The sequence below is a fragment of the Actinomadura sp. BRA 177 genome (genome assembly GCF_013372625.1).
Classification (GTDB): Bacteria; Actinomycetota; Actinomycetes; order Streptosporangiales; family Streptosporangiaceae; genus Spirillospora.
This window is the reverse complement of record NZ_JABXFD010000155.1, coordinates 1-11,755: the sequence shown is the minus strand read 5'-3', so window position 1 is coordinate 11,755 and position 11,755 is coordinate 1. Positions and strand designations below refer to the sequence as shown.

At 73.4% G+C, this 11,755-nt stretch carries 11 protein-coding genes and 2 pseudogenes; 11 read left to right on the top strand and 2 right to left on the bottom strand.

The features are described 5' to 3' along the window. The 9 genes and pseudogenes from HUX53_RS04745 to HUX53_RS04705 form a co-directional block, all read left to right on the top strand. Positions 1–257: pseudogene (locus HUX53_RS04745) on the top strand (multidrug RND transporter); the annotation flags it as partial. Between the two features lie 52 nt (positions 258–309). Further along, a complete protein-coding gene (locus HUX53_RS04740) occupies positions 310–1,098 on the top strand; it encodes an RNA ligase family protein (protein ID WP_176401941.1) in 789 nt (262 codons plus the stop codon). Further along, a complete protein-coding gene (locus HUX53_RS04735; protein WP_176401940.1) occupies positions 1,082–2,206 on the top strand; it encodes an AAA family ATPase in 1,125 nt (374 codons plus the stop codon). The genes HUX53_RS04740 and HUX53_RS04735 overlap by 17 nt, the downstream gene beginning before the upstream one ends. Positions 2,207–2,249: 43 nt before the next feature. Then, positions 2,250–2,999 (top strand): SDR family oxidoreductase, encoded by a 750-nt coding sequence (locus HUX53_RS04730; protein ID WP_176401939.1) that lies wholly within the window; start codon positions 2,250–2,252, stop codon positions 2,997–2,999. Between the two features lie 133 nt (positions 3,000–3,132). Continuing rightward, positions 3,133–3,618: a phage holin family protein gene (locus HUX53_RS04725; RefSeq protein WP_176401938.1), complete on the top strand. Its 486-nt coding sequence runs from the start codon at positions 3,133–3,135 to the stop codon at positions 3,616–3,618. Further along, positions 3,618–3,998: a DUF3618 domain-containing protein gene (locus HUX53_RS04720; RefSeq protein ID WP_217919085.1), complete on the top strand. Its 381-nt coding sequence runs from the start codon at positions 3,618–3,620 to the stop codon at positions 3,996–3,998. Before HUX53_RS04725 ends, HUX53_RS04720 begins: the two co-directional genes overlap by 1 nt. A gap of 70 nt (positions 3,999–4,068) precedes the next feature. Beyond that, positions 4,069–5,133, top strand: coding sequence for a YihY/virulence factor BrkB family protein (locus HUX53_RS04715; RefSeq protein ID WP_176401937.1), 1,065 nt, complete (start codon positions 4,069–4,071; stop codon positions 5,131–5,133). Between the two features lie 9 nt (positions 5,134–5,142). Beyond that, positions 5,143–5,703, top strand: a complete 561-nt coding sequence (locus HUX53_RS04710) for a GNAT family N-acetyltransferase (RefSeq protein ID WP_176401936.1) — start codon at positions 5,143–5,145, stop codon at positions 5,701–5,703. 147 nt (positions 5,704–5,850) lie between these two features. Then, entirely contained in the window at positions 5,851–6,885 is a 1,035-nt protein-coding gene (locus HUX53_RS04705; protein WP_176401935.1) for an alpha/beta hydrolase family protein, read from the top strand. A 114-nt stretch (positions 6,886–6,999) separates the two neighbouring features. Here the strand turns inward: HUX53_RS04705 and HUX53_RS04700 are convergent, their stop codons facing one another. Both HUX53_RS04700 and HUX53_RS04695 read right to left on the bottom strand, forming a co-directional pair. Beyond that, positions 7,000–8,886, bottom strand: a complete 1,887-nt coding sequence (locus HUX53_RS04700) for a glycoside hydrolase family 3 protein (RefSeq protein ID WP_255204927.1) — start codon at positions 8,884–8,886, stop codon at positions 7,000–7,002. 90 nt (positions 8,887–8,976) lie between these two features. Continuing rightward, positions 8,977–10,176: an AI-2E family transporter gene (locus tag HUX53_RS04695; RefSeq protein WP_176401934.1), complete on the bottom strand. Its 1,200-nt coding sequence runs from the start codon at positions 10,174–10,176 to the stop codon at positions 8,977–8,979. A 192-nt stretch (positions 10,177–10,368) separates the two neighbouring features. Here HUX53_RS04695 and HUX53_RS04690 point away from each other — a divergent pair, with 192 nt between their 5' ends. Further along, on the top strand, positions 10,369–10,788 hold the full coding sequence (locus HUX53_RS04690) for a YciI family protein (protein ID WP_176401933.1): 420 nt from the start codon (positions 10,369–10,371) through the stop codon (positions 10,786–10,788). Positions 10,789–10,815: 27 nt separating this feature from the next. Beyond that, positions 10,816–11,556, top strand: a pseudogene (locus HUX53_RS04685) (RNA polymerase sigma factor); the annotation flags it as partial. Positions 11,557–11,755: the final 199 nt, after the last annotated feature.

Sequence of the window (11,755 nt, the reverse complement as noted above, 5' to 3'; positions counted from 1 at the left end):
TTCGGTGTGGGGGGTCGGGGGTTGTGAGAAGGGGGCGCGGCCTGCCGGCGGGTGTTGTTGAACCCGCCGGCCTGGCCGGCGGGTTCAACAACACCGCCCGGCAGGCCGGGACGGCGCTCGGCGTCGCGGTGTACGGGGCGGTCGCCGGCCCGGCGCTGCGTCCCGCGTTCACCTCCGGCCTGCACGTGCTGGCGTGGGTGAGCGCCGCGCTGTGGCTGGCCGCGCTCGCGCTGACCCGTATCGTCCCGGCCCGCTGACGGGCCGGAAAACCGGTTGGCGTGATCAGCGGGGTCGGTTACAACGGACGGCATGCTCCGCAAATACCCCCGGACCCGGCACATCGCGGGGTCGCGGCTCCAGCCGGGCGACCACGACCTCGCCGCGGTGCCGTTCGCGGAGATCGCCGGCCGGTACCTGGTCGTGGAGGAGAAACTCGACGGCGCCAACGCCGGCGTCAGCTTCACCCCGGAGGGGGAACTGCGGCTGCAGAGCCGCGGCCACTACCTGGCCGGCGGGCCCCGCGAGCGCCAGTTCGGGCCGTTCAAGGCGTGGGCGGCGTCGGTCCAGCACGTCCTGCGCGGCCGGCTCGGTGACCGGTACGTCCTGTACGGGGAGTGGCTGTACGCCAAGCACACCGTCTTCTACGACGCGCTGCCGCACTACTTCTGCGCGTTCGACGTCCTGGACCGGCAGGACGGGACGGTCCTGTCCACGGACCGCCGCCGGGAGCTGCTGGAGGGCACGCCGGTGGTGCCGGTGCCCGTCCTGCACGAGGGCCCCCTCCCGGACCTTTCGGCGCTGACGGCGCTGGCCGGCCCGTCCACCTGCCGCACCCCCGGGTGGCGGGACGCGCTGCGCGCGGCAGCGGAGGCGGGCGGCGCCGACCCGCCCCGCGTCGCGCAGGAGACCGACGCCGCCGAGGAGATGGAGGGCCTCTACATCAAGGTCGAGGACGACGGCCGGACGGTCGGCCGCTACAAGTGGGTCCGGCCCAGTTTCCTGACCGCGATCCTGGACGCGGGCACCCACTGGCGGGACCGCCCGATCGTCGCCAACGGCCTCGCCGACCCGGAGGTGCTGTATGCGGGTGTTCGATGAGCTGTGCCCCGCGCCGCCGCGCTGGGACGTCCCGTGGGAGCGGATCCGGGAGGCGTTCGCGTGGGTCCGCGACCTGGCGGGCGTCCCGCAGGACGCGGTCCACCACGGTGAGGGCGACGTCGAGGTCCACACCCGGATGGCGTGCGAGGCGCTGGCGGCGCTGCCGCAGTGGCGCGCCCGGCCGCCCGCCGACCGGGTCCGGCTGTTCACGGCGGTGCTGATGCACGACATCGCCAAACCGCACTGCACCGCGGTCGACGACGGCGGGCGCGTCACCGCGCGCGGCCATTCGCGGCGCGGCGACCTGATGGTGCGGCGGATCCTGTGGGAGCTGGGCGCGCCGGTCGCGTGGCGCGAGCACGTGGCGGCGCTGGTCCGCCACCACCAGGTGCCGTTCTGGGCGCTGGAGCGCCCCGACCTGCAGCAGATCGCGTTCCGGGCGAGCCTTTTGGCCCGCAACGACGACCTTGTGCTGCTGGCGTCGGCCGACATCCTCGGCCGGATCTGCCCCGACACCGCCGAACTGCTCGACAACGCCGCCCTGTACGGGGAGTACTGCGCCGAGCAGGACTGCCTGGACGCGGCGCGGGCGTTCCCGTCCGACCACGCCCGCTTCTGGTACTTCCGCAAACCCGGCCGCGACCCCGCCTACGCCGCCCACGACGACACCCGCTGCACGGTGACCGTCCTGTCGGGGCTGCCCGGCGCCGGCAAGGACCACTGGATCGCCGCGCACCGCCCGGACCTGCCGGTCGTCAGCCTCGACCGGCTCCGCGCGCGGCTGGGCGTGTCGCCCGCCGGGGACCAGCGGGCGGTGGCCGCCGCCGCGCACGAGGAGGCCCGCGGGCACCTGCGCGCCGGGCGGTCGTTCGTGTGGAACGCCACCAACGTGTCCCGGCAGCAGCGCGAGGCGTGCACCGGCCTGGCGGCCCGCTACCGGGCGCGGGTCGAGGTCGTGGCGCTGGAGGCGCCGCCCCGCGTGATCCGCGACCGCAACCGGGCGCGGCCGGCGCCCGTCCCGGACGCGGTCATCGACCGGCTGGTGCGCCGCTGGGAGACGCCCGACCCGACCGAGGGCCACCGCGTCGACTGGCTCACCACCGCCTGACCGGCGCGGCGATAATGAGGGCCGGGCGACGGAAGGCGGATCCATGGACGGACGTGCGGCGCTGGTGACCGGGGCCGGATCGGGGATCGGCGCCGGGGTCGCGGCCGCGCTCCTGGACGCCGGCTGGCGCGTGGCGCTGACCGGCCGCCGCGCGGAACGCCTGCACGAGACCGCCGGCGCCGCCCGCGGCGGGGAGGCGCTGGCCGTCCCCGCCGACGTCACCGACCCCGCCTCGGTGCGGGAGCTGTTCGGCGCGGTCCGCGGCCGGTGGGGGCGGCTGGACCTGCTGGTCAACAACGCGGGCGTGTTCGGCGCGTCCGCGCCCGTCGAGGACTACTCCCACCAGGAGTGGCGCACCGTGCTCGACACCAACCTGACCGGCGCGTTCCTGTGCGCGCAGCAGGCGTTCCGGATGATGAGGGACCAGGACCCCCAGGGCGGCCGCATCATCAACAACGGGTCCCTGTCGGCGCACACCCCGCGTCCCCGCACGGTCGCCTACGCCGCCAGCAAGCACGCCGTGACCGGGCTGACCAAGACGCTGTCGCTGGAGGGCCGCCCCTACCGCATCGCGTGCGGGCAGATCGACGTCGGCAACGCCGCCACCGACATGACCGGCGGGTTCGGCACCGGCACCCTGCAGGCCGACGGGACGGTGCGGGCCGAGCCGGTGATGGACGTCCGGCACGTCGCCGACGCCGTCCTGTACATGGCGGGCCTGCCGCTGGAGGCCAACGTCCAGTCGATGACGGTGCTGGCCACCGCGATGCCCTCGCACGTCGGACGCGGCTGACCCCGGGCGCACGGCACACCGCGCCGGGCGACGCCTGTTCACCCTTTGTCGGGAACCGGACACGTTTAGCCTCCGACGAGGGGGAACGCCATCCTCAGGCTTCGAGACGACACGCGGAGGAGGCCTGGAGGCTATGAGCATCGTGCGGCCGACGCATGACGGCGAGAGGACGGCCGAGAGCCTGGGCGCGCACCGGCAGGACCAGGCCAGTGCCCCGGAGTTCCACGGCGCGCGCACCGAACCGGGCACGGGGGAGCTGGTCCGGCAGGCCGCCCAGCAGGTGTCGGAGCTGATGCGCGCCGAGCTGCGGCTGGCCGTCGCCGAGCTGAAGGACAAGGGCCGGCACGCCGGCACCGGCGCCGGCATGTTCGGCGGCGCCGCGCTGGTGGCGCTGTACGGGCTGGCGGCGCTGCTGGCCGCGGCGATCGCCGCGATCGCGGTGGCGCTGCCGGTGTGGGCCGCCGCCCTCATCATCGGCGGCGCCCTGCTGGCGGTCGCCGGGGTGCTGGCCCTGCTGGGCATGTCGCAGACCAGGCGCGCCACACCGGCCAAGCCGGAGCAGGCCATGGACGAGGCCAGGCAGACGGTGGCCGAGCTGAAGGAGAGGGCGACGCACTGATGACCATGCAGGGCAAGCACGGCGCCGAGGCCGGCACCGAGGAGCTGCGCGAGGAGGTCGACCGCGCCCGCCACGAACTCGGCGAGACCGTCGAGCAGCTGGCCGCCAAGGCCGATGTGAAGGCGCTGGCCCGGGAGAAGGCCGAGCAGGCCAGGAGCCGGGCGCGGGACGCGGCGGCCTCGGCGTGGCAGGCCGCGGGCTCGGAGGAGACCATGGCCCGGGCGCGGCAGGGCGGCATCGTGGTCGCCTCCGCGGGCGCGCTGGCCGCCGCGGCGGTGTGGATGCGCCGCCACCGCGGGTCCACCAGGCGGGTGGGGCCCGTGCGGGTCCGCGTCCGCACCGGGCAGCGCCGCGCCGTCAAGGTGCGCCGCACGAAGTAGCGCCGCACGAAGTAGCACGGTGCGCCCCCGCGAAGCAGCGCCGCCCGCACTGATCCGCCGAGAGGATCCCATGCCCACCCCTAGCGTCATCGCCAACGCGCCGCCCACCTCGTGGGTGGGGGCGCTGAAGCGCACGGTCGGCGAGTTCAAGGACGACGACCTCACCTCGTGGGCGGCCGCGCTCACCTACTACTCGATCCTGTCGATCTTCCCGGCGATCCTGGTCGTGGTGTCGCTGGTCGGGCTGGCGGGCGAGTCCGCGACCGACGACCTGATCGACAACCTCGGCTCGATGGCGCCGGGCGCGGTCCGCGACCTGCTGGTCAGCTCGGTGCGGCAGCTGCAGGGCAGCAGCGGCGGCGCCGGCGCGATCGCCATCGTGAGCCTCCTCGGCGCGGTGTGGTCGGCGTCGGGCTACGTCGGCGGGTTCATGAAGGCCGCCAACATCGTCTACGACATCCCCGAGGGGCGCCCGATCTGGAAGACCCTGCCGCTGCGCATCGGGGTCACGCTGATCACCCTGGTGCTGCTGTCGGCGTCGGTGATCGCGGTGGTGGTGACCGGGCCGCTGGCCCGCAAGGTCGGCGACGTGATCGGCGCCGGGTCGCAGGCGGTGACGGTGTGGAACATCGCCAAGTGGCCGGTGCTGCTGCTGGTGGTGGCGTTCCTGTTCATGCTGCTGTACTGGGCGGCGCCCAACGCCAAGCGCGGCCTGCGGGGCCTGGCGCCCGGCGGGCTGCTGGCGCTCGCGCTGTGGCTGGTGGCGTCGGGCCTGTTCGCGCTGTACGTGGCGAACTTCGCCTCCTACAACAAGACCTACGGCAGCCTCGCGGCGATCATCATCTTCCTGGTCTGGCTGTGGATCACGAACCTGGCGATCCTGCTGGGCGCGGAGCTGAACGCCGAGCTGGAGCGCGGCCGCGCCATCGCCGAGGGCACGCCCCCGGGCGAGGAGCCGTACGTGGAGTTCCGCGACACCCGCGCCTTCGACGAGGACGACCGCCGCGAGACCGGCCTGGCCGACGAGACCGGCACCGAGACCGGCGGCGGGACGGACAGCGAGACGGGCGGCGGGAAGGACGCGGGGGCTCTCCCGGGGAACCACGGGTCGCACAGGGCCGAACACCGTGAATAGGATCACGGCATGCTCCGTCCCGCTTACCCGATCGAGACCGAGCGGCTCACCCTGCGGCCGTTCCACGAGGGCGACCTGGAGGGCCTGTTCGCCTACCAGTCCCTGCCGGAGGTGGCGCGGTTCCTGTACTGGGAGCCCCGCACGCTGGAGGAGTCGCGCTCGTTCCTGAAACAGAAGATGGGCGCCTCCACCGTGGACAGGGAGGGCGACTGGCTCGTCCTGGCGGTGGTGCGGCGCGCGACCGGCGACCTGATCGGCGAGGTCAACCTGCAGTGGCGCAGCCGGGAGCACCGGCAGGGCGAGATCGGCTACATCTTTAACCCCGCCTACCACGGCAAGGGGTACGCCACCGAGGCCGCCGAGGTGGTGCTGCGGCTGGGGTTCGATGGCCTGGACCTGCACCGCGTGTGCGGCCGGCTGGACGGCCGCAACGCCGCGTCCGCGCGGGTGCTGGAGCGCCTGGGGATGCGCCGCGAGGCGCACCTGCTGCAGAACGAGATGGTCAAGGGCGAGTGGACCGACGAGGTCGTCTACGCGATGCTCCGCCACGAGTGGGACGCCCGCACCTGACCCGCGCGCCCCGCGGACCACTCACTTCTCCACAGCGTCGCACGCATTTCTTGTAACCTGCCAACGTAGATCATTCCGGCCGAGGCGAGGACACTCTCCCGGAGTCGCGCGGCCACGGGGGTCGGGCCTGTTCCGCGAGGTGAGCAGATGACATCCACCGTCCGCCGTCGGTCCCACGCAGTCCCCCGCCGGCGCTCGCTGGCGTCCGGCGCCCTCGGCGTCGTCCTGGTCGCCGGGATCGGCGCGACGGGGACAGGGTCCGCGCAGGCACTGGCGGGGCCGGCCAGGGCCGACGACGGGGCGCGCATCACCGCGGAGAAGAAGGTCGGCACCCGCGAGGTCGACATCACCATCTCCTCGCCGGCGCTCGGCACGTCGGTGAAGACCCGCATCCTGCTGCCGAAGAACTGGACGCGGAACTCCACGGCGACGTGGCCGGTCCTGTACGCCTTCCACGGCGGGCAGGACGACTACACCTCCTGGACCAGGAACACCGACATCGAGGCGTGGGCCGCGCAGTACAACGTCATCGTCGTCATGCCCGAGGGCGACAACGGCTCCTACACCGACTGGTACAACTACGGCAAGGGCGGGACGCCCAAGTGGGAGACCTTCCACACCGCCGAGGTGCGCCAGCTGATGGAGCGCAACTACCACGCGGGCGCGCTGCGCGCGGTGATCGGGAACTCCTCCGGCGGGGCGGGCGCGATGGCGTACGCGGCGCGGCACCCGGGGATGTTCAAGTACGCGGCGTCGCTGAGCGGGATCCTGTCGATGCGCTCGATCGGGATGCCGGCGATGCTGATGTTCACCAACGCCGGCAACGGGCAGGACCCGTTCGCGATCTGGGGCATCCCGTGGGCCGACGACGCCAACTGGCAGGCGCACGACCCGTACACGCTGGCGCCCAAGCTGCGCGGCACCGGGCTGTTCTTCTCCGCGGGGACGACCGGCCGGCCGGGCCCCGGCGACCCGAACGTGGCGCCGTGGGACATCGGCCTGCTCAGCGAGATCGCGGTCGGCGCGAACAACAGGGACTTCAAGCGGCGGCTGGACGAGCTGAAGATCCCCTACACGGCGCACATCTACGGCGACGGCCGGCACAACTGGCCGGCGTGGGTGCGGGAGTCGAAGTCGGTGTGGCCGACGCTGATGAAGTCGATCGGCGCCCGCAAGGTGTGACGCCGGTGCGCCCGCGCGGGGTCGCCCCGCGCGGGTGAGGCCGGACCCGGCCCGGTTCCGCGGCGGCTGCGGCTGCCGCCGCGGAACCGGGCCGCCGCCTTTCCCGGGCCGGGGTCAGTTCCGGTAGCCGAGCCCGTGCCCGAACGGGTAGAGGACGGCGCCGGGCTCGTCGCGGACGGGGATGGCGACGGGCAGCCGCCCGGACGGGTTCAGCTCCCCGAACAGCGCCTTGCCGGCCGACCGCAGCGCCTCGGCGGTGTAGGAGTAGGTGGCGAGGTAGGTGGCCGCCTCGGGGAACCAGGCGATGTCGTAGGGGTCGCGGACGGCGATGACGACGACGGGTTTCCCGGTGGCGACGAGCGCCTTGACGAGGTTCATCTGCCCGGGCCCGTTGTGGCCGGGTTCGTCCTTGACGTCCCAGGCGCGGTTGGTGACGGCGACGACGAGGTCTGAGTCGCGGGCGGCCGCGACGGCGTCCTCGATCTGGGCCCGGCCGGGGCTGATGCCGGTCTGCCGGATGGTCGTGGTGGCGCCACGGCGGGCGATCTCGGTGCCGATCGTGGCGGTGGTGGACACGCCCCACCCGGTGACCAGGACGTCGCGGGCGCCGGGCCGCAGCGGCAGGACACCGGCGTCGTTGCGGACCAGCGTGGTGGTGCGGTCGGTGGCGCGCTGCGCGGCGGCCAGGTGCGCGGGCGTCCCGACGACGTCGCCGACGCGGGACTCGTCGGCGTAGGGGTCGCGGAACAGGCCGCGCCGGTGCTTGAGCTCCAGGATCCGGTACACCGACGCGTCGATGCGCTCCTCGGTCAGCTCCCCGGCCTTGACGGCGTCGACGACGGCGGCGAGCTGGCGGGGGAACAGGCCGTCGCCTTCGTCGTCCACGGGCGGTTTGAGCAGGACGTCCGCGCCGGCCTTGAGGGCGAGGACGGGGATGTTCTCGTCGCCGTACTTGTCGCGGACGCCCTGCATGTCGAGGGCGTCGGTGACGATGACGCCGCGGTAATGCAGCTGCTCGCGCAGGATGCCGGTGAGGATGGGCCGCGACAGGGTGGCGGGGTCGCCGGAGGGGTCCAGCGACGGGACGACGATGTGCGCGGTCATGATCGCCTCGGCGCCGCGGGCGATCGCGGCGCGGAACGGCGGCAGGTCGAGCCGCTCCCACTCGGCGCGGGTGTGGTCGATCCGGGGGACGCCGGTGTGGCTGTCGGTGGTGGTGTCGCCGTGCCCGGGGAAGTGCTTGACGGTGGCGGTCACTCCCCCGGACCGGTACCCGCCGACCTGCGCGGTGACCATGGACGCCACCAGGCCCGGGTCGGACCCGAAGGACCGGACGCCGATGACGGGGTTGGCGGGGTTCACGTTGACGTCGGCGTCGGGCGCGTAGTCCTGGTTGACGCCGATCGCGCGCAGTTCCCGCCCGGTGATGCGGGCCAGCGCGCGGGCGTCGCCGGTGCGGCGCCCAGCGGCCAGCGCCATCGCGCCGGGCGACTGGGTGGCGGGCGGCTGGATCCGGGCGACGATGCCGCCCTCCTGGTCGGTGGCGATCGTCGCGGGGATCCGGTGCGGCTGCGCCATGGCGGCGGACTGGATGCCGTTGGAGAACGCGGCGACCTGCTGCGGGTCGCGCACGTTGTTGGAGTAGTAGATGAACCCGCCGGGGTGGTAGCGGTCGATGACCTGCGCGGCGTTGTCGACCCCGTACAGCCTCCGGTTGGCGGCGACGTCGGCGGGGTCGGCGGTGTCGGCGCTGGTGCCGTAGACCTGCAGGACGAACAGCTGGGCGGCCTTCTCCTCCAGCGTCATCGACCGCAGGATCCGCAGCAGCGCGGGGTTCTTGCCGTGGCCGTGGCCGTGCGCGGGGTCGGCGTGCGCGGCGGGCGCGGCAGAGCCCGCTACGGCGAGGGCCCCGGCGGTGAGGCCGGCGAGCCACCGGCGGCGGCGCGTGCGGGGACGGTACATGTCGGCTCCCTCCGGCCCCCGGGACTGCCCGGTGATCATGCTTTCTGCACGGTAACCCCGGCGGGCGCCGCCGTCCACGGCAATGCTCGACGACGCTGACTCGAGAACGCCCGGCGCCGGTCCGGGGGGTCAGCCGCGGCGCAGCCACCGCCACCAGCGGGCGCCCTCGGGGTCGGGGACGGTCAGCGGGTGGTCCTCCACGTCGTAGCGGCGGACGTAGGCGCCGGCGAACGCCTGCAGGCTGGCGCCCAGCGGGACGCCGAGCAGCACCCCGACGGGCCCGGCGACGGCGGCGCCGGCGAGGATCAGCCCGAACGCGACGGCGGGGTGCATGTCCAGGGTGCGGGCGGTGATGCGGGGCTGCAGCAGGTAGTTCTCCAGCTGCTGGTAGGCGAGGATGAACAGCAGGATCCACAGCGCGGTCGCCGGGGACACCGTCAGCGCGATCAGCACGGGGACGGCGCCCGCCAGGTAGGTGCCGATGGCGGGGATGAACTGCGACACCACCCCCACCCACACCGCCAGGATCGCCGCGTACGGGACGCCGAACCCGGCCAGGGCGGCGTAGTGGGCGATGCCGGAGACGAGGGCGAGCAGCCCGCGCGAGTAGATGTAGCCGCCGGTCTTGTCGACGGCGATCTCCCAGGCGCGCAGCACCGCGCGCTGGCGGCGCGGCGGCAGCAGGGAGCAGACCGTCCGGCGGAACCGGGGTCCCTCGGCCGACAGGTAGAAGGTGAACAGCAGGACGCCGAGGGCCTTGAAGATGACGCCGAACGCGGTGGCGCCGATGCCCCACACGTTCTGGGCGAGCGAGGCCAGGTGCCGCGACAGCGTCCCGGTGACGGTGGGGAGCCGCTGGAATAGGGTGTCCTGCGACAGGTTCGTCCCGAACGTGGCGTTGACCCATCCGATGACCTGGTGGACGTAGCCGGGGAACCCCTCGATGAGGTGGGCGGCCTGGGTGGCCAGCAGCGACCCGATGCCGCCGAGGAACCCGGCGGCCAGCATCCCGACGACCACGAACATCAGCGCGGTCGCGGCGCCGCGCCGCCAGCCGCGCCGGGCGAGCCAGTTCACGGCCGGCTCGATCGCGAACGCCAGGAACAGCGAGATCAGCAGGAGCAGCAGCAGGCCCCGCAGCCGCTCCAGCAGCCACAGCGCCGCCATGAACGCCAGGACGACCACGCCGGCCAGCACGAACGCCTTCGGCAGCCAGGGCGGCATCCGGCGCGCGGGCCCGGCATCGGACGGTGCGGCAGGGGAGGCGGGGGCGTCGGGCGGGACGTCGGCGGGCGCGTAGGCGGGCGTGTCGCCGGGCGTCTGCGGCATGCCCGCACGGTAGCGGCGCCGCACCCCCGGTCACGGTCGTCCCGCCCGCGTGCGGGGCGAGGCTTTGCCGAGGTTTCAGCCGCGGCGGGGATCTCCGGAGAAAAAGTTCGGGCGCCGTGTTGATCCGCGGCGTCCCCGTTCGACCTAGGGATGAAAGGCTCCGGAGGGGAGCCCGGACGAGGGAGCAGGACGATGAAGTACATGCTGATCATGCGCGCGACCGACGAGGCGTTCGCGGGGATGGCCGACACCGACTTCACCGAGATGATCGAGACGGTGGGCCGCTACGACCAGGAGATGATCCGGGCCGGTGTGCTGCTGGCCGCCGAGGGCCTCGACGACGCCGCCGAGGGCGTGGTCGTGGACTACTCCGCCGAGCCGCCGGTGGTGACCGACGGCCCCTACGGGGAGACCAAGGAGCTGTTCGGCGGCTTCTACGTCCTGAACGTGGCGTCCAAGGAGGAGGCGGTGGAGTGGGCCCGGCGGTCGCCGATCACCGGCCCCGGCTTCAAGACCGAGATCCGGCGGGTCACCACGATCGACGAGTTCCCGCAGGACAACGAGTGGATCCGCAAGGAGCGCGAGTGGCGCGAGGCCACCGGGCAGCTGTGACGGGAGCGGCGGCGGATGACCGGGCGGATGACCGGCGGGACGGGGCGTGAGGCCGTCGCCGCGGTGTGGCGGATCGAGTCGGCGCGGATCGTCGGCGCCCTCGCCCGCTACACCGGCGACTTCGCGCTGGCCGAGGACCTGGCGCAGGAGGCCCTGGCGGAGGCGCTGGTGACGTGGCCGCGCGACGGGGTGCCCGGCAGCCCGGCGGGGTGGCTGCTGACGGTGGGGCGGCGCCGCGCGATCGACGCGTTCCGCCGCCGGTCCGCCCGCGACGACCGGTACGCCGCCCTCGCCCGCGGGCTGGGCGAGGGCGGCGCCGCCTCGGGGAACGTCCCCGCCGACCCGGCCGCGGACGCCGGCGGGGACGTGCTGTGGGATCCGGACCGCATCGACGACGACGTGCTGGCGCTGATGTTCGTCTCCTGCCATCCGGTGCTGGCGCGGGAGGCGCGGGTGGCGCTGACGCTGCGCGTGGTCGGCGGCCTGACCAGCGACGAGATCGCCCGGGCGTTCCTGGTCCCGACCGCCACGGTGCAGGCGCGGATCACCCGGGCGAAGAAGACGCTCGGCGCGGCCCGGGTGCCGTTCGAGGTGCCGCCGGCCGGGGAGCGGGCGGCGCGGCTCGGCTCGGTCCTCAGCGTCATCTACCTGATCTTCACCGAGGGGTCGTCGGCCAGCTCCGGCGACGCGCTGATCCGCGGAGATCTGGCGGGCGAGGCGCAGCGGCTGGCGCGGGTGCTGGCCCGGCTGATGCCGGGCGAGCCGGAGGATGTCCCTTATACACATCTGACGCTGCCGACGAAGGGGATAGTTTAGAAGACGGTGGTCGCCGGATCCATAAAAAAAACTAAAATAAACTATGTAACGAATCCATTACCCAATCACAATACCATCGCAGATACTGTCAGCACATATACAAAAGCAAGATCACTCAGAGTAAGCATAAACAAACAATCACACACACGCA

What these genes read in the sequence shown, in the direction of transcription:
- HUX53_RS04740 (WP_176401941.1), top strand. Translation starts at nt 310, where the DNA reads ATGCTCCGCAAATACCCCCGGACCCGGCACATCGCGGGGTCGCGGCTC.
- HUX53_RS04735 (WP_176401940.1), top strand. Translation starts at nt 1,082, where the DNA reads ATGCGGGTGTTCGATGAGCTGTGCCCCGCGCCGCCGCGCTGGGACGTC.
- HUX53_RS04730 (WP_176401939.1), top strand. Translation starts at nt 2,250, where the DNA reads ATGGACGGACGTGCGGCGCTGGTGACCGGGGCCGGATCGGGGATCGGC.
- HUX53_RS04725 (WP_176401938.1), top strand. Translation starts at nt 3,133, where the DNA reads ATGAGCATCGTGCGGCCGACGCATGACGGCGAGAGGACGGCCGAGAGC.
- HUX53_RS04720 (WP_217919085.1), top strand. Translation starts at nt 3,618, where the DNA reads ATGACCATGCAGGGCAAGCACGGCGCCGAGGCCGGCACCGAGGAGCTG.
- HUX53_RS04715 (WP_176401937.1), top strand. Translation starts at nt 4,069, where the DNA reads ATGCCCACCCCTAGCGTCATCGCCAACGCGCCGCCCACCTCGTGGGTG.
- HUX53_RS04710 (WP_176401936.1), top strand. Translation starts at nt 5,143, where the DNA reads ATGCTCCGTCCCGCTTACCCGATCGAGACCGAGCGGCTCACCCTGCGG.
- HUX53_RS04705 (WP_176401935.1), top strand. Translation starts at nt 5,851, where the DNA reads ATGACATCCACCGTCCGCCGTCGGTCCCACGCAGTCCCCCGCCGGCGC.
- HUX53_RS04700 (WP_255204927.1), bottom strand. Translation starts at nt 8,886, where the DNA reads ATGATCACCGGGCAGTCCCGGGGGCCGGAGGGAGCCGACATGTACCGT.
- HUX53_RS04695 (WP_176401934.1), bottom strand. Translation starts at nt 10,176, where the DNA reads ATGCCGCAGACGCCCGGCGACACGCCCGCCTACGCGCCCGCCGACGTC.
- HUX53_RS04690 (WP_176401933.1), top strand. Translation starts at nt 10,369, where the DNA reads ATGAAGTACATGCTGATCATGCGCGCGACCGACGAGGCGTTCGCGGGG.